Below are 21,482 nucleotides of genomic sequence, written 5' to 3' on the forward strand. Positions count from 1 at the left end.
CCTCTTTACCTCAGCTAACCAAGAGCCAGACTGCTATGAAGAAAATCAATGTGGCATGTAGCCAGGGGGTCGCTATCTATTTTACGGGTCAATTCCAGTGGGTAGATATTCGCGATGCACAGTTAAATAATATCGCTGCGGTTGTGCTCTCAGAACAAGATGCCAACCAAGGGCTGTGGAAGAGAGTTGCAGACAGTAAACTCAGTATTCCGCTGTTTGTCATTAGTGACAAGCAGCTACCAGACAATGCACCAACGCCTGACTATTTGACCGCATTATTACCGCCAGCGCCTGCTGCGCGTGAAGAGAATAGCTGCCAATTACGGGATGCTGCAAACCAATACCTTGAACAGTTATTACCGCCATTCTTTGCGCGAATGATGGATTATGCTGCGGGTCATAATGTGACGTTTGCCTGCCCCGGGCACCAAGGCGGACAATTTTTCCGTCGTCATCCAACGGGCGAACAGTTCTACCAATTCTACGGTGAAAACCTCTTTCGCACCGATTTGTGTAACGCCGATGTGGCGATGGGGGATTTGCTGATCCACGAAGGGGCAGCCAAAGAAGCGCAAAAATTTGCGGCGAAAGTGTTCAATGCAGATAAAACCTACTTTGTGCTTAATGGTACGTCGTCATCCAATAAAGTGGTGCTGAATGCCTTATTAACACCCGGTGATTTAGTGTTGTTTGACCGCAATAACCATAAATCTAACCATCATGGAGCCCTGATCCAAGCGGGGGCAACACCCGTTTATCTAGAAACGGCACGTAACCCATTTGGTTTTATTGGCGGGATTGATGCCCACTGTTTTACTGAAGAATACTTAAGAAACGCGGTGAGCGAAGTGATGCCTGAAAAAGCACAGGCAGAAAAACCGTTCCGCCTTGCTGTGATCCAGCTCGGGACATATGACGGCACGGTCTACAACGCGAGACAAGTGGTGGATAAGATAGGGCATCTTTGCGAATACATTCTGTTTGATTCCGCGTGGGTGGGTTACGAACAGTTTATTCCGATGATGCGCCAATGCTCGCCGTTACTGCTGGAACTGAACGAGAATGACCCCGGTATTATGGTGACTCAATCGGTTCACAAACAGTTAGCGGGCTTTTCCCAAGCGTCACAGATCCATAAAAAAGATAATCATATCAAAGGCCAAGAGCGCTTTGTTTCCCATAAGAAACTGAATAACGCGTTTATGATGCACGCCTCTACCAGCCCGTTTTACCCGCTGTTTGCTTCATTGGATGTGAATGCGCGTATGCACCAAGGGGAAGCGGGGGAAATGATGTGGATGGAGTGTGTGAGGCAAGGGATTGAAGTTAGAAAATCCATTATTAAACACTGCCGTCACTTTAGACCGTTTGTGCCAGAGTTAGTGGATGGCAAGCCGTGGCATGAATACCCAACCGAGCAAATTGCGTCGGAACAGCGTTTCTTTAATTTTATTCCGAAAGAGCGTTGGCATGCGTTTGATGGCTACGCGCAGGATCAATATTTCGTTGACCCTTGCAAGCTGATGCTGACGACGCCGGGGATTGATGTTGAAAGCGGGGAGTATGAGTCTTTCGGGGTTCCTGCCACGATTTTGGCGCATTTTCTGCGTGAGCACGGCGTGATCCCAGAAAAATGTGATTTGAACTCCATCTTGTTCTTGTTAACCCCAGCGGAATCACGTGAAAAGCTCGAACTGCTGGTTTCTCATTTAGTGCGTTTCGAGCAGCTTCTGGATGAAGATGCGTTATTTGAAGACGTATTGCCGTCAGTGTATCAGCGTTATCAGGAACAGTATCAAGGGTATACTCTGCGTCGATTATGCCAAGAAATGCATCAATTAAGCGTGGATTTTAATATTAAACAGCTGCAAAAAGAGATGTTCCGAAAGGCACATTTCCCTGTGGTGAAAATGAATCCACAACAGGCACACCTAGAGTTTATTCGTGGCAATGTGGAGTTACTGCCGCTGGATGAACTAGAAGGGCGTATTGCCGCAGAAGGGGCGTTGCCTTATCCGCCGGGCGTGCTGTGTGTGGTGCCGGGTGAAGTGTGGTCAGGGCCTGTTCTTCAGTATTTTAAAGCGCTGGAAGCGGGAATTAATGCCTTGCCGGGTTTTGCACCTGAGCTACAAGGGGTCTATATTTCGAAAAATGAAAATGGGCCAAAACGCGTGTATGCGCATGTTTTGAAATAAATTTCCCCGTATTCAGACATCAAGCATAGATTTTGCCGCATGAGATAGCTAAATTGGGATCCGCGAAATGTGGATCCCGATTGACGATAAGGCAACCCTATGACGAAAAAGATTATTTTAGACTGTGACCCAGGGCATGACGATGCCATCGCTATGCTACTGGCTTACGGTAATCCAAACATCGATTTACTCGCCGTCACCACGGTTGCAGGCAACCAAACTCTCGAAAAAGTCACCCGTAATGCCCGTGCCATTGCTGAAATGGCGAATATTCGCGGTATTCCTTTTGCAGCAGGCTCTGCGCGCCCATTAGTGCGTGAAGTGGAAGTGGCACCCGATATCCATGGAGATTCTGGGTTGGATGGCCCTGAGCTTCCAACACCAACGTTAGCGTTGGATGAACGCCATGGGGTGAATTTGATCATCGATACGATCATGTCCCACCCACCAAAAACCGTTACCTTAGTGCCTACGGGGGCGCTGACCAATATCGCATTAGCCGCAAGGTTAGAACCTCGGATTGTGGAGCGCGTGAAGGAAGTGGTGTTGATGGGCGGTGGCTACCATGTGGGAAATTGGAGCCCAGTCGCGGAATTTAATATCAAGATTGACCCAGAAGCGGCGCATATCGTTTTTAATGAAAAGTGGCCGTTAACCATGGTCGGTTTGGATCTCACTCACCAAGCACTGGCAACGCCAGATGTGGTGGCGAAAATTGCTGAAATAGACACGAAATGCTCAAAATTTGTCGTCGAATTGCTGGATTTCTTCGGGAAAATGTATAAACAGGCTCAGGGTTTTGATGCGCCTCCGGTGCATGATCCTTGTGCCGTTGCCTACGTGATTGACCCGTCAGTGATGACTACCCAGAAAGTCCCTGTGGACATCGAATTAACGGGAACGTTGACTCTCGGTATGACGGTGGCCGATTTTCGCCATCCAGCCCCAGCGGATTGCCATACGCAGGTTGCCGTGAAATTAGACTGCGATAAGTTTTGGCAGATGGTCATCGACGCACTGAAGAATATTGGTTAATGGAATCGTATTTAACATGAATAGTGAATTAGAACAGATGCCTTACGAGGCATTAATTGAACGCAGCATGAATTCCCTGCAATTGAAAAACCAGTTCCATTGCGATAATTGGAAACTGGATGAAGCCAGTTGGTCAGTGGATCAAGATGAAGGCACCATTATTTTCCATGCACCGGACAATATAATGGTGACGGCACCCGTGCAAATCGTTGGGACTTATGACCAAAATGTCGGGAGCTGGATGTGGGGCTGGGCGAATAGCTCTATTGACCCATCATTAATGCAGGATGCGATTGCGGTTAAAGCCTACGGCGAGCGCCAAGATAATAGCTTGCTAACTTCCCGAGTGAGTGATATCGAAGAGTATGATGCATGGCAGTTGTCGGCATTGGCTTGTGAGTTAAATGAGCAACAAGGTGTTTATCGCGGCGTTGCAGGTAGTACACTGATTTTTATGACATTCGGCCAAATTTCCCTTCAAAAAATCTAAGCCATAAACGCCTTTTTTATTGTTGATAAAAAGGGCGTCACTAACTCCTCAAAAACGACTTGCACAGTTTATTATGGCAATAGTTTATTATGACAAAAGAAAGCCAGCTGTTAAAATGCGGCTTTCTTTTGCTATTTCACAACAGCATAAGCCTTAAATTCGATATCAACGCCAAAAGACCAACATGCAACAAAATCAAACGATAGAACAAAATACACCATCAACAACAGATGGTTACAAAAATCTTAACCGCTTCTCGGTTGCGCCTATGCTCGATTGGACCGACCGTCATTGCCGTTATTTCCATCGCTTATTAACGAAAAATACGTTGCTGTACACCGAAATGGTGACAACTGGTGCGATCATTTATGGCAAAGGCGACTACCTTGCTTATAGCGAAGAAGAGCATCCAGTTTCCTTGCAATTGGGCGGCAGTGACCCTGCGGCTCTAGCGCAATGTGCAAAATTAGCGCAAGAGCGAGGTTACGATGAAATCAACCTGAACGTCGGTTGCCCATCAGACCGCGTACAGAACGGACGCTTTGGTGCGTGTTTAATGGCAGATGCTCAACTGGTCGCAGATTGTGTCAAAGCGATGCGTGACGTGGTATCTATCCCTGTGACGGTGAAAACGCGTATTGGGATTGATGAGCAAGATAGCTACGAATTTTTATGCGAATTCATTGATACCGTCTCCACAAAAGGGAACTGTGACATGTTTATTATCCATGCTCGCAAAGCGTGGTTATCCGGATTAAGCCCAAAAGAAAACCGTGAAATTCCCCCTCTGGATTACCCTCGTGTATACCAATTAAAACGTGACTTTCCGCATCTCACCATGGCAATTAATGGGGGGATTAAAACCCTCGAAGAAGCCAAAGAGCATTTAAAATATTTAGATGGCGTGATGGTGGGTCGTGAAGCGTATCAAAACCCGTCAATTTTAACCGCGGTAGATAATCAATTGTTTGATGAAACAATGCCAATCGTTGATAGCGTTGCCGCTGTTCGTAGTATGTATCCATATATCGAAAAAGAGCTGTCTAACGGGGCTTATTTAGGGCACATGACTCGTCATATGTTAGGGATTTTTCAAGGAATTCCGGGGGCTCGTCAATGGCGTCGTCACTTAAGCGAAAATGCCCATAAACAAGGTGCTGACTTATCTGTGGTCGAACAAGCGCTCGCGTTTGTAACTCGCGGTGAGTAAATATTACTTAAATGAAACTGCAATTTTGGTTGATGCGGGCTGAATAGGATTATCTGCATGCTATGATAAAACTCATGAATGAATGGGGAAAAAGCAGATGAAAATATTAATCGCAACCTCTTTGCTGCTGTTAGTTGCTGGATGTTCGGGGTCAGGTGGGCAGATGCGAGAACCACCAAAGCAAGATCCCTATGAAGGAACGGTGTTAAACACCATTAAAGAGAACCAGCAGATCTACAAAGAGCAGCAAGCACGCAAAGGGCATTATTAATTAGTGCAACTGAAGTCATTAATCAGTGCAACTGAAGTGAGTAAAATTGCCGTTGTTAGAATTTTAAAAGCGCCAGTTATTGTTAGCTGGCGCTTTTTTATGAATTAAGGAATGAGCAAGCTTGAGCCTTGGGTTTTACGTTGTTCCAGTGTTTGATGGGCTTTTTGGGCATCTTTCAGCGCAAAAATTTGAGATGCCGGCACATCCACATTCACTTTGCCACTTAAAATCATGTCAAACAGGGCTTTGCTGGCTTGGTCTAACTCTTGTCTGTTAGTGACATAGCCACCTAATGATGGGCGGGTCACGTACAGGGAGCCTTTTTGATTTAAGATCCCTAAGTTAACCCCAGTTACGGCGCCAGACGCGTTACCAAAGCTCACCATTAAACCGCGACGTTTCAGTGAATCTAAAGAAGCCAGCCAAGTCGCTTGACCTACAGAGTCATACACCACATTCACTTTTTCGCCATGAGTGATTTCTTTTACGCGTTCAGCGATGTTTTCGGTTTGGTAATTGATAACTTCCCATGCGCCTGCTGCTTTCGCACGCTGCGCTTTCTCTTCAGAGCCAACGGTACCAATCATTTTCGCGCCTAACGCTTTTGCCCATTGGCAAGTAATTAGACCAACACCACCTGCTGCAGCGTGGAATAAGAAAACTTCATCTTTTTGAACTTGGTAGGTTTGATTGAGCAGGTAGTAAACCGTCATACCCTTAAGCGAACAGGCTGCCGCTTGTTCGAAGGTGATGCCGTCGGGTAAGTGTGCCACGGCATTGACGGGCACATTATGAACTTCACTGTATGCGCCTAGCGGACCTTGTGCGTAAACGACGCGATCACCCGGTTTGAAACCGGTGACTTGGGAGCCAGTTTTAACCACTACACCGGCCGCTTCTGTGCCAAGCCCACATGGCAAACTTGCAACTGGATACAATCCACTACGTACATAGGTATCAATAAAGTTAATACCAATTGCACGGTTTTCGATTTGGATTTCATTTTCAGCCGGCGCATTCGGGGAATAGTCGACAAAATTGAGAACTTCAGGACCACCATGTTGCGAAAATTCAATACGTTTTGCCATGATCATCTCCAATGAGTGAGTTTGTTTTTATTAACAGTATCAATTGCTCCATCATAACGCGATGCTTTAATGAGAAGAATTATCGGTTTGTGCGCTGCGTTAAGATTGTGCCTGCAATAATATCTTGTGCAGATAACAATAAAGACGCCACATGACACCTAAGATTGGCGTATACTAACTGTTGGTTAATTATAGACGTGGATATTTCAAGTATGGCTAAAAAACCCTCCTCAGATTACAAGACAAACCCACCGCGCGATCAGCAAATGGAAGGCTTAAAACTTCCACCGCACTCTATCGAAGCGGAACAGTCTGTATTGGGGGGGCTGATGTTAGACAACGAACGTTGGGATACGGTTTCCGAGCGTGTTACATCAGCCGATTTTTTTAGTCGTCCTCACCGCACTATCTTTGCACAAATGCAAATCCTGCTTGAGCAGGGCAAGCCCATTGACTTGATCACTCTGTCAGAATCCCTTGAACAGCAAGGTGAATTGGACAGTGTTGGGGGCTTTGCTTACTTAGCTGAATTATCGAAAAATACCCCAAGTGCGGCGAACATCAATGCTTATGCGGATATCGTCCGTGAACGTGCTATCGTGCGAGATATGATTTCCGTCGCCAATGATATTGCTGATGCTGGGTATGACCCACAAGGCCGCAGCAGTGAAGATCTCCTCGATTTCGCGGAAACCAAAGTTTTCCAAATTGCAGAATCGCGCGCAAATAAAGATGAAGGTCCGAAAGGGATCGAAGCGATTTTGTCGGAAACCGTTGAAAAAATTGAACAGCTTTATCAGCAGCCTCATGATGGTGTCACCGGGGTTTCCACGGGCTATCAAGATTTAGATAAGAAAACCGCAGGGTTACAAGGCTCAGATTTAATTATTGTTGCCGCGCGTCCATCCATGGGTAAAACCACCTTTGCGATGAACTTGTGTGAAAATGCGGCAATGACCGAAGAAAAACCAGTCCTTATCTTCAGTTTGGAGATGCCCGGCAACCAGATCATGATGCGTATGCTTGCATCACTGTCTCGCGTTGACCAAACCCGTATCCGTACGGGGCAGCTTGATGATGAGGATTGGGCACGAATTTCGAGCACCATGGGCATATTGATGGAAAAACGCAATATGTACATCGATGACTCATCGGGGTTAACGCCAACAGAAGTCCGTTCTCGTGCTCGCCGAATTTATCGCGAACACGGCGGGTTAAGCCTGATTATGATCGACTACCTTCAGTTAATGCGCGTGCCTGCGTTGTCCGATAACCGTACATTGGAAATCGCCGAAATTTCTCGTTCTCTCAAGGCGTTAGCGAAAGAATTAAACGTGCCAGTGGTGGCACTCTCCCAGTTAAACCGTAGCTTGGAGCAACGTGCAGACAAACGTCCAGTCAACTCCGACTTACGTGAATCAGGCTCCATCGAGCAAGACGCCGACTTAATTATGTTTATCTATCGTGACGAGGTTTATCACGATAACAGCGACCTCAAAGGGGTCGCAGAAATTATTTTAGGTAAACAGCGTAATGGTCCGATAGGGACGGTGAGATTGACGTTTAATGGGCAGTGGTCGAGGTTTGATAATTATGCGGGGCCAGCTTACGACGACGAATAATCTCGTCATACTTCACACTGTGGCGTTGTTGGCTGCGTTCGCTAACCTGAGTCACATACTTATGTATGCTCCCCAGGCTTAGCTTCTCTTGCCGCCTAGCCACAGTGCGAATTATTTAGAGATTGGTAAGCTCGTCATATTTTGAGCTTATAGAAGACTGAAGACTAAATAAGTTAAATTTTAAAATGAATAATTAAGAGGAAGAAATGAAAGCGGCAACCGCATTAATAAACCGCCGCGCTCTGCGACACAACCTGCAACGCGTGAGAGAATTGGCGCCAAATAGCCGTCTGATTGCAGTTGTTAAAGCAAACGCTTATGGTCATGGATTAATTGGAGTTGGCACCGAAATTCAAGGAATTGTCGACGGTTTTGGGGTGGCGCGTTTAAATGAAGCCCTGCTGCTTCGACATCAAGGCGTGACAAAACCCATTGTTCTATTAGAGGGCTTCTTCGAAAAATCCGATTTGCAGTTGATGGTGGAATACAACATCGATACGGTGATCCACTGTATTGAACAACTGGAAATGCTGGAAAATGTCCAACTCGCCAAAAAAATCAAAGTCTGGATGAAACTCGATACTGGCATGCATCGCCTTGGCGTACTTCCTCAGCATGCGGAAAGTTTTTACCAACGCCTTAAAAGCTGTAGCAACGTTGATTTACCTATCAATATTGTTAGCCACTTCTGTCAGGCCGATGCGCCTGAACTCCCAACCACCAAAAAACAAATCGAATGTTTCCAACAGTTTGTGTCTGACAAACCAGGTGAAAAATCCATCGCAGCATCCGCGGGGATCCTCTTATGGCCAGAAGCTCATTATGACTGGGTTCGCCCCGGTATTATGATGTATGGCGCTTCACCACAAGAAGGCAAAAGCGCTGCAAGCTTCGGGTTATTACCTGTTATGACCTTAAAATCCAGCCTGATTGCGGTGAGAGAACATTCAGCAGGGCAGTGTGTTGGCTACGGTGAAACATGGTGCAGTGAACGTAATACCCGCCTTGGGGTGGTAGCGATTGGTTATGGCGATGGTTATCCGCGTAACGTGCCATCAGGAACGCCAGTTCTAGTAAATGGACGAAAAGTGCCGATTATTGGACGAATTTCCATGGATATGACCGTCGTGGATTTAGGGCCAGATGCCACCGATAAAGTGGGGGATGACGTCATTCTATGGGGAAATGCTCTGCCAGTGGAAGAAATTGCCACACAAACAGGCATCATTAACTATGAGCTTTTGACGAAATTGACCTCACGAGTCTCAATGGAATATGTAGACGAATAGGTTTTAAAGGGTTATTTTCACAAGACAAAAGTAATAAAGAAAACCTACAAGTAGGAGATATCCTGTGTACCAACATGTTGATGCTTATCCGGGCGACCCAATTTTATCGCTGATGGATGAATTTAATAAAGATACTCGTGAAGGCAAAATTAACCTGAGTATTGGTCTTTATTATGATGCAGAGGGGAAAACCCCTGAGCTGGAAACCGTCGGCACAGCGAAAGCTGCACTGAGAAAACTTCCGGCAAGTGCATCGCTTTATCTGCCAATGGAAGGTTTGAAAGATTACCGTACTGAATTACAAAAATTGGTGTTTGGTGAAGATTGCCCGCTAATTGCTCAAGAGCGCATTGCTACCGTACAAACCATCGGTGGTTCTGGCGCACTGAAAATTGGGGCTGATTTTTTACACCACTATTTCCCGAATTCAGAAGTCTGGTGCAGTAACCCAACATGGGAAAACCACGCTTCTATTTTCTCTGGCGCTGGCACAAAAGTGCATTATTACCCTTATTTTGATGAAAAAACCAAAGGGGTTAAATTTGATGAAATGCTAGAAACTTTCAAGAAGTTACCAGAAAATAGCATCATCTTAATGCACCCATGCTGCCATAATCCAACAGGCTCCGATTTAACGCCAGCTCAGTGGGATGAAGTGACGAAAGTGGCACTTGAACACAAATTGATCCCATTCTTAGATATCGCATATCAAGGTTTTGCGGAAGGTATCGATGAAGATGCTTATGCAATTCGCACGATGGTAAAAGCGGGTCTGCCAGTATTCGTCAGCAATTCATTCTCGAAAATCTTTGGTATCTACGGTGAACGCGCAGGGGGTTTATCTGTTATCTGTAAAGATAAAGATGAGCGCGATCGCGTGCTGGGGCAATTGAAAGCGGGCGTTCGCCGTCTGTATTCAAGCCCACCGTCTAACGGCGCAAAAATTGTTGCGGCAGTACTGACTGATAGCCAACAAAAAGCCAAATGGCTAGACGAAGTGGAAGAGATGCGTCTGCGTATTTTAGATATGCGTACTGTTTTGGTGGATGAGCTGAAAAAAGCGCTGCCAAACAAAAACTTCGACCACCTGTTAAAACAGCGCGGTATGTTCAGCTACACCGGATTTTCTCAACAACAAGTTGACCGTCTGAAAGATGAGTTTGCGGTTTATTTAGTTGGAACTGGTCGTGTGTGTATGGCAGGGGTGAACCGCCATAATGTGAAGCGCATTGTGGAAGCATTTGCAGCAGTTAGCCAATAACAAATTGTTATTCAAGCATAAAAAAGGGAAGCTGAGCTTCCCTTTTTTCTTTAACGTCATTTAGTATCCACGCGCTAAGATAGGCTTCAAGAAACGTGCAGTATGGGATTTTTTACATTCAGCCACTTGTTCTGGGGTGCCTGAAATTAAAATTTCACCGCCACCGCTACCGCCTTCAGGGCCTAAGTCGACAATCCAGTCTGCCGTTTTGATAACATCCAAGTTATGCTCGATGACGACGATGGTATTGCCTTGGTCACGTAGCTGATGCAAGACCACAAGCAGTTGTTGGATATCGGCAAAATGCAATCCGGTGGTTGGTTCATCTAAGATATAGATGGTTTGTCCGGTGCCGCGTTTAGACAACTCGCGAGCTAATTTTACGCGCTGGGCTTCACCGCCTGACAAGGTTGTCGCAGATTGACCTAAGCGAATATAAGACAGACCTACATCCATCAGCGTTTGCAGCTTACGCGCTAGCGCAGGCACGGCATCAAAGAATTCACGGGATTCTTCGATGGTCATATCCAACACTTCATGGATGCTTTTGCCTTTGTATTTGATCTCTAAGGTTTCGCGGTTATAGCGCTTGCCTTTACATTGGTCACACGGCACATAGACATCGGGTAGGAAGTGCATTTCGACTTTAATCACCCCATCCCCTTGGCAGGCTTCACAACGACCGCCTTTCACGTTAAAACTGAAACGCCCTGGGTTATAGCCACGAGTCCGTGACTCGGGTACACCTGCGAACAGCTCACGAATTGGTGTAAAGATACCCGTGTAAGTGGCTGGGTTCGAACGTGGAGTACGTCCAATAGGGCTTTGGTCGATATCGATCACTTTATCGAAATGCTCTAAACCTTCGACATTGGTATATGGCGCAGGGTTAATCACTGTAGCGCCATTTAATTGACGCTGAGCGATTGGGAATAACGTATCGTTGATAAGCGTCGATTTACCGGAACCAGAAACCCCGGTAATACACGTAAATAAACCAACCGGAATATTCAGGGTAACATTCTTCAGGTTGTTGCCTGTTGCGCCAGAGACAGTCAGTACTTTGTCTTTATTAAACGGAACACGAGTTTGTGGAATATCAATCTTGCGCTCGCCACTTAAGAACTTACCGGTTAACGATTCAGGGTTAGCAACAATATCTTCCAATGTGCCTTGCGCTACAATTTGCCCACCGTGAACACCGGCTCCTGGGCCAATATCAATCACATGGTCGGCTGCGCGGATCGCATCTTCATCATGCTCAACTACAATGACGGTGTTCCCCAAATTACGTAAGTGAATCAAGGTTTCCAGTAATCGGTCATTATCGCGCTGATGGAGCCCTATAGACGGTTCATCCAACACATACATTACCCCAACCAGACCCGCTCCAATTTGGCTTGCTAGGCGGATACGCTGCGCCTCACCACCGGATAAGGTTTCTGCGGAGCGTGAAAGGCTTAGGTAATTCAGCCCCACATTCACTAAAAATTTCAGGCGGTCGCTGATCTCTTTCAGGATTTTTTCGGCAATCTTGGCGCGTTGTCCGCTGAGTTTTAAGTTTTGGAAAAACTCCATCGCATGACCGATGCTGTAATCTGCAATTTCAGGCAGCGTGGTATTTTCCACAAATACAAAACGGGCTTCTTTACGCAGACGAGTTCCTGCGCAAGTCACGCAAGGGCGGTTGCTAATGTATTTTGCTAACTCTTCGCGCACCGCGGTGGATTCCGTTTCTTTATAACGGCGTTCCATATTGTTAAGCACACCTTCGAACGGATGGTGGCGTACGGTAATATCTCCGCGATCATTACGGTATTTGAATTCAATAGTTTCTTTGCCAGAACCATACAAAATGACTTTTTGAATGGCAGGGCTGAGTGAGTCATAAGGGGCTTCAACATCAAACTTATAGTGTTCGCCCAATGACATTAACATCTGAAAATAATAGAAATTACGACGATCCCAGCCGCGGATAGCTCCGCCTGCAAGGGAAATTTCGGGATTTTGAATCACGCGTTCAGGGTCAAAAAACTGCTGAACCCCTAAACCGTCGCAGCTTGGGCAAGCCCCTGCTGGGTTGTTGAATGAGAATAGGCGCGGTTCTAACTCCATCATGCTATAGCCACAAACGGGGCACGCAAAGTTAGCGGAGAACACTAATTCTTCAGCTTTTGGATCATCCATATCTGCGACAACAGCGGTGCCGCCAGACAGTTCCAGTGCAGTTTCAAAGGATTCCGCAAGACGCTGGGCGATATCGTCGCGTACTTTGAAGCGGTCAACCACCACTTCAATGGTATGTTTTTTCTGTAATTCGAGTTTTGGTGGATCGGATAAATCACAAACTTCACCATCAATACGGGCGCGAATATACCCTTGGCTCGCTAAGTTATCGAGTAACTTAACGTGCTCACCTTTACGCTCTTTCACGACCGGAGCCAGCAGCATCATACGGCGATCGGTCGGCTGTGCGAGGACGTTATCCACCATCTGGCTAACGGTTTGTGCTGCAAGCGGAATATCATGATCAGGGCAGCGAGGCTCACCCACACGGGCAAACAATAGGCGCAGGTAATCATGGATTTCGGTAATGGTCCCGACCGTTGAACGCGGGTTATGGGAAGTGGATTTCTGTTCAATGGAAATAGCAGGCGACAGCCCTTCGATATGGTCAACATCCGGTTTTTCCATTAAAGACAGGAATTGACGAGCATACGCGGATAGTGATTCAACATAACGGCGCTGACCTTCAGCATAGAGGGTATCAAAGGCGAGGGAGGATTTCCCTGAACCAGATAGCCCTGTAATAACTATCAGCTTGTCTCGGGGGATGATGAGATTGATATTTTTTAGGTTATGCGTGCGTGCGCCGCGGACTTCGATATTCTCCATTTACCACTTCCCGAATGAATTGATAGTGAACAAAAATGAACTTGGTCGTCTTAATGAATGAGCCAGTACTAATAAACGATTTAGTATTGCACAAAATTTGCTGAATGGATATACAGTATATGTGCTCTTTCTATATCATTTCATAGGGGGCTGATGGCAACTTATCTGTGACGCCAATAATTAGCGTCTATACTAAAAATCAGTAATGCAGATTTCACTTAAATTTGGAAAGCGCTTCGCAACTTCTCATCAGCAATCTCAATTTATGGTGCAATACAGATAGGTCGTGGTAAACTTCACGGTCAGTCCAGAGATTAAAAATTCAATGCATCAGGAGTAATAAATGGCCACCAGAGGCGTAAATAAAGTAATTCTTATCGGTAACTTAGGACAAGATCCAGAAATCCGTTATATGCCTAACGGCGGAGCTGTCGCTAACCTGACTCTGGCAACTTCTGAAAGTTGGCGTGACAAGCAAACCGGTGAAATGCGTGAAAAAACCGAATGGCACCGTGTTGTGATTTTCGGCAAATTAGCCGAAGTTGCTGGTGAATATCTGAAAAAAGGTTCACAAGTTTATATCGAAGGTTCACTGCAAACCCGTAAATGGCAAGACCAAAGCGGTCAAGATCGCTACACCACCGAAGTTGTGGTAAATATCGGCGGTTCAATGCAGATGCTTGGTGGTCGCGGCGGTGATGCACCATCACAAGGTCAAAGCGGTGGGCAAGGCGGTTGGGGTCAACCACAACAGCCACAAGCAGCACAACAATTCAGTGGTGGCGGCGCAGCGCCAGCGCGTTCACCAGCTCCACAAACTAATGAACCACCAATGGATTTTGATGACGATATCCCATTCTAGCCCTGATAAATATTAATTTGTAATCTTTTAGGTTTGGTTTGTTTTAAAAAAGACATATAAATTAATAGCTTAAGTTAATAAATAGCCCTCTTTTGTCTGTAAAGATACTAGAGGGCTTTTTATTGCCTAAAAAATGTGTGATTATTAGAATTCGTATATTATTATTTTTGTAAACCTGTAGGTTTTTAAGTTTTGTAATTGTAAAGATGTGGCTTGAATGAGAATCGTAACTGTAAGTCATAGATCAGGTGATTTATTGCCAATACTTTTGGATGGTGATGGTTTGCCGATTCCCTCTCCAAATGAATTTCTGTTGAGTCGAAGAAACTTAAGTACAAACACGCTAATCAGGAATCTTCGAGAGTTGTCTGTTTTGTATCGATGGCTGGAGGACAGACAAATCGATCTGAGAGCAAGGCTGAAAATTGGCACACTATTCACAGAGGCTGAATTCAGTGGTGGTCTGATAGAGTTCCTAAGAAAAGATATGGAATCTGAAGATAAGGTTGTCTCGCCTCATACATTCAATAATCGATTAGCAACGATCCGACAGTACTTCGTATGGGAGCTCGATGTTTATATTTCATCTTTACCACTAAGTGATTCCCAATATGAGGTTCTTCAGGCTGCAAGGAAGCGCCTAATGGGATGGATTGATCGAGCCTTTATAAATACTCCAAGGGCTGGAAGTATTTCGAGGAAGTCTCTAACCAATGACGAAGCCGAGTTCTTACTCCAGTGTCTGAATCCTGAAAGTCCAGATTCGTTTGCGCATTTCGAGCCTGTTAAATTTAGAAACTTCGCGGCGGTGTCTCTGATGCTTAATTGCGGACTTCGCCCTGGGGAATTGCTTAGTTTGCGTGTAGAGGATATTCAGATTGGCTCGATCTCGTCGGTGACTGTTAAAAGAAGGTCCCCGGACCCGCTCGACAAGAGAAAACCAAGACCCAGTGTCAAGCGCAATGGCAGGGTATTGCCTTTAGAAGGACATCACTTTGTGCGAATGCTGGATCGCTACATAGTTGAGTGGAGGGAGATTTTGGAGCAGAAATCGAGCAGTGAAACCGACTATTTGATCTTAAGTGATGAAGGCGACCCTCTGTCTCATTCGTCTCTTACGCAACTTTTTTCTCGTCTACGGAGTGAATATTCTGGTTTGCTTCCGGAGATTCTTACACCTAAATCTCTGAGGCATACCTTTTCTAGCCGTATGGAACAGGTACTTAGGGCGGCAGGCATGGAAGAGGATAGAAGGAAGCAAGCCTTGGCTATGTTGCGAGGAGACTCAAGTTTGGAGTCCCAATCTGTGTATATCGCTCAAGAGGTTGAAGAGCAGGCTCGTCGGGCACTTTCTGACTATCAAAAGAAATTGATTACAGGGTTCAATAAATGAATTTGCTCTTGCATAAAGCGCCCCAGATTTCTGACTCTGCGCTAGAGTTACCCTCTCAATTTTTTACTCGAGAGGGTGTAAAAGTTGAGATTACTGGTGATAGATGGACATTTCCTCTTCTGTATCGGCATAGCAGGCTTGATTTTTCTCGAGTTGAAAACGACACGCTTAAAACTTCGATTAAGCGCTGTATTATTGATCAGGCATCAAGGGTGTCAACTCATGCAGGGTGCCAGTACTGGAGTGATATATCCGCTGCAATAGTCTCTCGCCAAAAAAAGCACTCCTTGTTGCCCGACATTTCCGCTGATGAATTTCAAGAACGTCTGATTGCTGTAATGGAAGAGGCAATCAGTCAGGCGCGAAATAAGCACAGGCTGTGGGCGTTGTACCGGCCAATTCAGTGGTACATCTGGTGCTCTGAAAACTATTCGGAGCTCGGGTTCTCGATAGCCTATGCACAAGAGCTCGATTCTCTAGAAATTCCAGGCAACCCTAAGGGTGAGGCGGTTCGTCAGGAAGATCCAGAATGTGGGCCGTTGCATAGGACGCTGGAGCTTCAGCCTATAATCAATGCGCTTAAGCAGGATCAAAGTAAAGTCTACGAGCATTTGCAGCAAAAAACAGCTGTGGCTCTATCTATAGCTTTTGGCCGAAACCCCGCGAATTTAACATTTTTAAAAGAAACTGATTTAGTTGACCTGACACCGGGTTCATCGCCACCGTGTTATGTCTTGAAAATGCCAAGAATAAAGAAAAGGCAGTTGGCTCCAAGGGATGACATGATCGATGAGTATTTAGAGCCTGAGATCGCAAAGCACGTTTTGGAGCTTATAGATGCGTCCAGGCATAGGAAGCTTCTAATTGAGGTAGATGGAAAGGCAGTAGAAGTCACCAGACCTCTATTTATAAACCCCAGAAAAAATGCTTATGCGATTGATTCAAAGCGTTGGGATGAGGCTTATAACATGCTGTCCACTGGGATAGCGAACCTTGTGAAAGCTTTTATAAAACGTCACAACATTATCTCGCCGCTTACTGGCGAATTATTGCATGTCACGCCAAGGCGGCTGCGATATACCTTGGCAACTGGGCTGGCTGCTGAGGGAATCAGTAAGCGTGAGCTGGCCAGAATACTGGACCATACAGATACCCAGCACGTGAATGTCTATTTTGAGATGGCTGGAAAAATAGTTGAACACCTAGACAAAGCAACCGCGAAAGGTTTCTCGAAGTACCTCAATTTTTTCAAAGGCAGGCTAATCGATAGTGATGAAGATGCTGTCAATGGTGAGCGAGATGACAAGCATCTAACGTTTGTAGATGATCAGAATCCTGCTGATCAAGCTGATATTGGCGTGTGTGGTGAATCTAGCGTCTGCCACCTTAATCCCCCCTACTCATGTTATTTGTGCCCCAAGTTTCAGCCATATCGTCATGCTGATCATGAGCATGTCTTGGAGTGCCTGCTGGCCGGTCGCGAAGAGCGTTTGAAGAAGTACGAGAATGCGCGATTGGGCATGCAGCTCGATGAGGTAATCGCAGCGGTCGCACAAGTAGCCAAACTCTGTGAGGAAGGGGGGCATCATGTCTGATGGTCGCTCTAATCGCAAGGCCAAGGTCGTCCCTTTCGTTGATCGTCTTGAGCGTGACAGGAATGAAAATCTCAACTCTTTAGTCAGCAAAGCAAAGCTAATGAAGCTGGAAGGGTTTGAGTCGGTTGTTTGGGAGGACCCCGAGTGGCAAGTCGATGCAGGTCGCCTAGTCAAGTTAACTGGTAAAAATACGAAATCAGCCTCTTTTGGTTTTTTGCTATCTCCGAAGCTGGGTTCAGCGCCACTAGACGGTTGCTGGGAGCTGGTTGCCAAAGCATTGTTTGTTCTCAGGTTCCACAGAAAATATCAATCAGCACCGAATCAGCGCAGTTTCATTACCGCTATTGGATATGTCTCATTTGCAGCTAAACAGTTAGGGCAGGAATTAGTTGGGCTTACGCCAGAGGCTCTGGATAATGCGTCTGGTTTAATTTCAAAACACTACAGTGAAACCACTGCCTATAACCTTCACAAGCATGTTGCAGAGTTCGCAGCGCATTGTGATTCGAATGGTCTATGTCGGGTTTTATTTCAGTACAAATACGCCAAAATGAAGCGTCCCGCGAGCACGGGAGGGATAAATCACAAAAGGTTGGATGATCCAGAGGCTCTGGATACGAAGTCGGACAAACTTGTCGATCCCGCTGTGTTTCGAGTCATTGGCGAACTCTACTTAAACGTTCCCAAAGAGCATAAGTATCGCTTCTATATTCTGATGTTGACGCTACTTGCTTGCACAGGAAGGCGATTCAGTGAGATTTCACTATTACCAAATCAGCAATTGTCTTCTGATGAAGAGGGGATTGCCTATATCGAATACTTTCCGCGGAAGGCAAGTCGTGGTGACGTTTTCACACCTAAGCGTAGACTTTACTTGCCGTCAGAAGTGACCCCCATCGTTGGTGATGTGCTCGTTGAGTTAGCGGAAATTACATTTGAAGCGCGTTTAACAGCGGAAGAAATTCACAAAGTTGGTGAGCCTGATCTAAGGTTTCTGGATGGCATACCTGAAGATAAAAAGCTCTACGCGGCTGATTTAACTGAATTGGGGATCAGTCATACTGTTTTGGGCACAACTGGCTGGCTCAGGAAGCAAAACCTCGCGTGGCCAGATCATAGCGCATTAACCAAGCAGGGAATTAAGCCTGCAAATCCCATTTTTTACACTTACAAAAGTGGATTGGTTGAATACTGTTTCCGTGATTTCTCGGGAGCATATTTATCGGCTCTTCATACGGACCAATTTGGTAAAGAATACTACCTAAAAGATCTTTTATTCATTCGTTCTCTTGGACTTTCCAGCGGAAGCTACGCTCATTGGCTGGCCACAAGTTGTAGCCAGTCCATGTTTACTACATTTCTCCGCTATTTCCCTGCGCTCGCCGCCGAATACGCCTCCAGCAGTATCGAGGTGGACTTCACCAGTCATCACTTCCGCCATACGCTCAATACTCTGCTTGATGAGGGCGGGTTAAGTGACCTGCTGCAAACTGAATGGTTTGGTCGAACGAACCCAAGAGACACCAAAGCCTATCAGCATACATCCCGTGAAAAACGAGCACTGATGCTCCGTGAAGACATCAAAAAAGGTTTGGTTGGAGGTCAGTTAGCTGAGCAAATCAAAGTGGTTCCGGTAGAAGTACAGGATGCCATTCTGAAAGCACGAATTCAGGCCGTACATGATGTCGGTACAGGTATCTGCATCCACAATTTCTCTCAAACCCCCTGCGAGCGCCATTTGCAGTGTTCGGCGGACTGTAAAGACTACGTGTGGGCTAAGGATGATAAGGGGCGTCTGGACGAGCAAAAACGCCAATATGCGCTTACTGCTCTAGCCCGAAAAAAAGCTGAACAGCAGTTGGATAGCACTAAGCCAAAAAAGAGTGCTGACTGGCTGGCACACAACGATAAAAAACTGAAAACACTGGCTGCCCAACTGGCCGACAACGGGGTGGAGCACTTTGATCCCGAACAATATTTACACGAGGTAGAGCATGGTTAAGCGCTTCAGACGCATGTCCGACAGTGACATCAATACAATCGTTGCCGATTTGGATCGCTGGGCGTTGGGTGAGCTTGGATCAAAACTCACCTGGGCTGTGCTAGAAGAGCGCTTTGGCTTTAGTCGCCAGTCGCTCCAAGCTAAATCTGAGATCAAGGCCGCCTATGACAACGCCAAGCGAGCATTGTCGGGCGGATTGGTGAAAACCAAAGAGCAGGCCACTAAAGAGGCCGAAGAGCTTCAGGTAGAGGTAGATCGCCTCAAAGCGGAGCTAGATGCCTACAAGCGAAAAGAAGAGCAATGGCTGCGCCGCTGGCAGCAAATCGCCTTTCATGTGCGGCAGAAAGGGATACAGATGGCTAGCGTTGATAAGGCCCCACCAGAAGGGGCTGAGCTGCCCTCAAACACTGAAACCGCGCAGATACTCCGGCCGTTTGATAAGGAAGTTCCACCTTCAGGGAGGGTTTAGTAGGCACTAGTCTGGAGATTTTAAACTTGACAAAACTTGACTGCGGCATATACTTCGCGCATGCAAAAAAGACTAAATACAGATAAAGCACAGCAGGCGATCGATAAGGCAGGGTTAACCCAAACTGCCGTCGCGGATGCTCTAGGCGTAACCAAAGAAGCCGTTTCCCAGTGGCTTTTGCACAAGTCTTTTCCCCGACCTAACAAGCTACTTCAGTTAGGCAAGTTGTTAAATCTCTCTTTTGATGATTTGGTCATCAAGGAAGATCCGCACGCCCCGAAAGTGGCATTCCGCAAAATGCGCGGTACCAAAACCAAGGATTACCATATCGAAAAAGCGCAAGAGATTGGTCGCTTTTTGCGTCACCTCGTGCCCTATTTGCCGTTTGACACCTTTGAAATGCCGCCGGTACTCAAGTCGCCGAGCTGTGATTATGACTATCTTCGAACGGTAACAGCGAAAGTCAGAGAAGATATTAATCTTGGCCCGGTGGAGTGTGTGGATTTCACGCATTTGATTCGCCGCTTCAGCGAACTACAGGCCGTTGTGGTCCCAGTTATGTGGGGAGCAAAGCAGCGTCATGAAAATGCAGTACACATACACCTTCCTGACTCGGGCAGCACATGGGTATACCTGAATCTGGATACCAATACCCATGACTTCAAGTTCTGGATGGCACATGAGTTGGGGCACTGTCTTTCGCCAAGCCTTGAGGGTGATGACGCGGAAGACTTCGCCGATGCTTTTGCCGCGAGCTTGCTTTACCCTCATGAATTAGCGGAGCAGGCCTACGAAGTGTTGGTTAAAAAGCCGTCGACTGCTGCAAAGATCAATACGTTAAAGCAGATGGCAGAGCTGCAGGTAATTTCCCCAAATACTATCCTTCAGCAAGTTAACAAGTACGCAAAGCGGCTTGATAGAGCTGAAATTATAATGGGTAATTCCTTCTTTGGTGCGGTAACCAAATTTAACCAGCAATTCCTAAATATCAGCGAAGCCCTGTTCGGTGATAATGAGCTGGACGAATACGGCAAGCCAAGCGCGCGCGACTACATCGAAAAAGTAGAAGGCGCTTTCGAAACTCCTTTCTTCGATATGCTTCGACAATATCTGAAAGAGCACGATAAAGGGCCGGGTTATGTTCAAACTGTGCTGGATATGCCACTCCTCGATGCACAGAGTATCCACGCAGAGTTGACCTGATGCCGCAATCGAAAATCCTCGTTGATACCAACGCCTACCTAAGGTTGGCCAAAACCGTACGCCCCTTACTGTTTGTGCCCTTTGGTGACAACGAGTATTGCCTGTACATTCTGCCTGAACTCAATGAAGAGCTGGCGGGTAGGAAGCTGCAAAGTAAGTTCCCTTGGGTAGATGACGAGGAATTCGCCGAGAATCGCAAACACTTCCCCCAAATCGGCAAAAAACAAAAGAAGTCCATTCAGCAAACCTTCGAATACGTGTGGGATCATGTGCAAACCGAGTTGCCGGGTCCGTCCAAGGTGGATACTTGGTATGTCGCCTATGCATTGGAGTTGGGTGTACAGGTGGTGACGGACGATCAGGATATGACTGATTTGGCCAAAGCCTTCGATGCGCAGGTCATGCCAACCTTAGAGCTGCTCAAAATCATGCTGGACTGTGGCCATACAGACATGAAGACCATCAATGGCCTGGTTGAGTACTGGAAGTACTTTGCAGACATGCCTGCCAACTTCAAGCCCGACTACCAGCGCCTGTTTGGTGATCAATAAGCCTGAAAGCTTTTCTTACTTGATCTCCCTCCCAGATCCTATATATTGACA

The 21,482-nt window shown here is 46.3% G+C and carries 17 protein-coding genes; 15 read left to right on the forward strand and 2 right to left on the reverse strand.

The genetic code is table 11. From position 1 onward, the window contains the following. Positions 1–35 precede the first annotated feature (35 nt). The 5 genes from H0913_RS02660 (at position 36) to H0913_RS02680 (ending at position 5,201) form a co-directional block, all read left to right on the forward strand. Positions 36–2,195: an ornithine decarboxylase gene (locus H0913_RS02660; protein ID WP_181477951.1), complete on the forward strand. Its 2,160-nt coding sequence runs from the start codon at positions 36–38 to the stop codon at positions 2,193–2,195. 99 nt (positions 2,196–2,294) lie between these two features. Then, a complete protein-coding gene (locus tag H0913_RS02665) occupies positions 2,295–3,230 on the forward strand; it encodes a nucleoside hydrolase (protein WP_181477952.1) in 936 nt (311 codons plus the stop codon). Between the two features lie 16 nt (positions 3,231–3,246). Next, a complete protein-coding gene (locus H0913_RS02670; RefSeq protein WP_181477953.1) occupies positions 3,247–3,720 on the forward strand; it encodes a DUF6882 domain-containing protein in 474 nt (157 codons plus the stop codon). Between the two features lie 184 nt (positions 3,721–3,904). Then, positions 3,905–4,930 carry a tRNA dihydrouridine(20/20a) synthase DusA gene (gene dusA / locus H0913_RS02675; protein ID WP_181477954.1) on the forward strand — a complete coding sequence of 342 codons (1,026 nt, stop codon included), beginning with the start codon at positions 3,905–3,907 and terminating at the stop codon, positions 4,928–4,930. A gap of 97 nt (positions 4,931–5,027) precedes the next feature. Then, the gene (locus H0913_RS02680; RefSeq protein WP_181477955.1) at positions 5,028–5,201 is read left to right on the forward strand and encodes a hypothetical protein; all 174 of its coding nucleotides are present in this window, start codon (positions 5,028–5,030) and stop codon (positions 5,199–5,201) included. 104 nt (positions 5,202–5,305) lie between these two features. Here H0913_RS02680 and H0913_RS02685 read toward each other — a convergent pair whose 3' ends face one another. Further along, entirely contained in the window at positions 5,306–6,289 is a 984-nt protein-coding gene (locus H0913_RS02685) for a quinone oxidoreductase (RefSeq protein WP_181477956.1), read from the reverse strand. Positions 6,290–6,501: 212 nt separating this feature from the next. Between H0913_RS02685 and dnaB the strand changes: the two genes are divergently transcribed. The 3 genes from dnaB (at position 6,502) to H0913_RS02700 (ending at position 10,461) form a co-directional block, all read left to right on the forward strand. Continuing rightward, positions 6,502–7,911: a replicative DNA helicase gene (dnaB, locus tag H0913_RS02690; RefSeq protein ID WP_036955040.1), complete on the forward strand. Its 1,410-nt coding sequence runs from the start codon at positions 6,502–6,504 to the stop codon at positions 7,909–7,911. Between the two features lie 206 nt (positions 7,912–8,117). Beyond that, a complete protein-coding gene (gene alr, locus H0913_RS02695) occupies positions 8,118–9,200 on the forward strand; it encodes an alanine racemase (protein ID WP_154638709.1) in 1,083 nt (360 codons plus the stop codon). A 64-nt stretch (positions 9,201–9,264) separates the two neighbouring features. Beyond that, positions 9,265–10,461 (forward strand): aromatic amino acid transaminase, encoded by a 1,197-nt coding sequence (locus H0913_RS02700; RefSeq protein ID WP_036955033.1) that lies wholly within the window; start codon positions 9,265–9,267, stop codon positions 10,459–10,461. Between the two features lie 60 nt (positions 10,462–10,521). Here the strand turns inward: H0913_RS02700 and uvrA are convergent, their stop codons facing one another. Next, positions 10,522–13,356: an excinuclease ABC subunit UvrA gene (gene uvrA / locus H0913_RS02705; RefSeq protein WP_154602086.1), complete on the reverse strand. Its 2,835-nt coding sequence runs from the start codon at positions 13,354–13,356 to the stop codon at positions 10,522–10,524. A gap of 343 nt (positions 13,357–13,699) precedes the next feature. Between uvrA and H0913_RS02710 the strand changes: the two genes are divergently transcribed. The 7 genes from H0913_RS02710 to H0913_RS02740 all read left to right on the forward strand — a co-directional run bounded on the left by H0913_RS02710 (position 13,700) and on the right by H0913_RS02740 (position 21,431). Then, positions 13,700–14,218, forward strand: coding sequence for a single-stranded DNA-binding protein (locus H0913_RS02710; RefSeq protein ID WP_036955024.1), 519 nt, complete (start codon positions 13,700–13,702; stop codon positions 14,216–14,218). A 217-nt stretch (positions 14,219–14,435) separates the two neighbouring features. Next, positions 14,436–15,611: a tyrosine-type recombinase/integrase gene (locus H0913_RS18815; RefSeq protein WP_034613846.1), complete on the forward strand. Its 1,176-nt coding sequence runs from the start codon at positions 14,436–14,438 to the stop codon at positions 15,609–15,611. Beyond that, positions 15,608–17,206, forward strand: coding sequence for a tyrosine-type recombinase/integrase (locus tag H0913_RS02720; protein ID WP_049246663.1), 1,599 nt, complete (start codon positions 15,608–15,610; stop codon positions 17,204–17,206). Before H0913_RS18815 ends, H0913_RS02720 begins: the two co-directional genes overlap by 4 nt. Continuing rightward, positions 17,199–19,208: a hypothetical protein gene (locus H0913_RS02725; protein ID WP_001279565.1), complete on the forward strand. Its 2,010-nt coding sequence runs from the start codon at positions 17,199–17,201 to the stop codon at positions 19,206–19,208. The genes H0913_RS02720 and H0913_RS02725 overlap by 8 nt, the downstream gene beginning before the upstream one ends. Then, on the forward strand, positions 19,201–19,677 hold the full coding sequence (locus tag H0913_RS02730) for a hypothetical protein (protein ID WP_000240784.1): 477 nt from the start codon (positions 19,201–19,203) through the stop codon (positions 19,675–19,677). Before H0913_RS02725 ends, H0913_RS02730 begins: the two co-directional genes overlap by 8 nt. Positions 19,678–19,737: 60 nt before the next feature. Then, complete coding sequence (locus H0913_RS02735; protein WP_001172094.1) at positions 19,738–20,880, forward strand: helix-turn-helix domain-containing protein; 1,143 nt, start codon at positions 19,738–19,740, stop codon at positions 20,878–20,880. After that, entirely contained in the window at positions 20,880–21,431 is a 552-nt protein-coding gene (locus H0913_RS02740) for a DNA-binding protein (RefSeq protein ID WP_049246660.1), read from the forward strand. Before H0913_RS02735 ends, H0913_RS02740 begins: the two co-directional genes overlap by 1 nt. Positions 21,432–21,482 lie beyond the last annotated feature (51 nt).

The sequence above is a fragment of the Providencia rettgeri genome, from assembly GCF_013702265.1.
Classification (GTDB): Bacteria; Pseudomonadota; Gammaproteobacteria; order Enterobacterales; family Enterobacteriaceae; genus Providencia; species Providencia zhijiangensis.

What these genes read in the sequence shown, in the direction of transcription:
- uvrA (WP_154602086.1), bottom strand. Translation starts at nt 13,356, where the DNA reads ATGGAGAATATCGAAGTCCGCGGCGCACGCACGCATAACCTAAAAAAT.
- H0913_RS02670 (WP_181477953.1), top strand. Translation starts at nt 3,247, where the DNA reads ATGAATAGTGAATTAGAACAGATGCCTTACGAGGCATTAATTGAACGC.
- H0913_RS02720 (WP_049246663.1), top strand. Translation starts at nt 15,608, where the DNA reads ATGAATTTGCTCTTGCATAAAGCGCCCCAGATTTCTGACTCTGCGCTA.
- H0913_RS02680 (WP_181477955.1), top strand. Translation starts at nt 5,028, where the DNA reads ATGAAAATATTAATCGCAACCTCTTTGCTGCTGTTAGTTGCTGGATGT.
- H0913_RS02730 (WP_000240784.1), top strand. Translation starts at nt 19,201, where the DNA reads ATGGTTAAGCGCTTCAGACGCATGTCCGACAGTGACATCAATACAATC.
- alr (WP_154638709.1), top strand. Translation starts at nt 8,118, where the DNA reads ATGAAAGCGGCAACCGCATTAATAAACCGCCGCGCTCTGCGACACAAC.
- H0913_RS18815 (WP_034613846.1), top strand. Translation starts at nt 14,436, where the DNA reads ATGAGAATCGTAACTGTAAGTCATAGATCAGGTGATTTATTGCCAATA.
- H0913_RS02740 (WP_049246660.1), top strand. Translation starts at nt 20,880, where the DNA reads ATGCCGCAATCGAAAATCCTCGTTGATACCAACGCCTACCTAAGGTTG.
- dusA (WP_181477954.1), top strand. Translation starts at nt 3,905, where the DNA reads ATGCAACAAAATCAAACGATAGAACAAAATACACCATCAACAACAGAT.
- H0913_RS02725 (WP_001279565.1), top strand. Translation starts at nt 17,199, where the DNA reads ATGTCTGATGGTCGCTCTAATCGCAAGGCCAAGGTCGTCCCTTTCGTT.
- dnaB (WP_036955040.1), top strand. Translation starts at nt 6,502, where the DNA reads ATGGCTAAAAAACCCTCCTCAGATTACAAGACAAACCCACCGCGCGAT.
- H0913_RS02710 (WP_036955024.1), top strand. Translation starts at nt 13,700, where the DNA reads ATGGCCACCAGAGGCGTAAATAAAGTAATTCTTATCGGTAACTTAGGA.
- H0913_RS02665 (WP_181477952.1), top strand. Translation starts at nt 2,295, where the DNA reads ATGACGAAAAAGATTATTTTAGACTGTGACCCAGGGCATGACGATGCC.
- H0913_RS02660 (WP_181477951.1), top strand. Translation starts at nt 36, where the DNA reads ATGAAGAAAATCAATGTGGCATGTAGCCAGGGGGTCGCTATCTATTTT.
- H0913_RS02685 (WP_181477956.1), bottom strand. Translation starts at nt 6,289, where the DNA reads ATGGCAAAACGTATTGAATTTTCGCAACATGGTGGTCCTGAAGTTCTC.
- H0913_RS02735 (WP_001172094.1), top strand. Translation starts at nt 19,738, where the DNA reads ATGCAAAAAAGACTAAATACAGATAAAGCACAGCAGGCGATCGATAAG.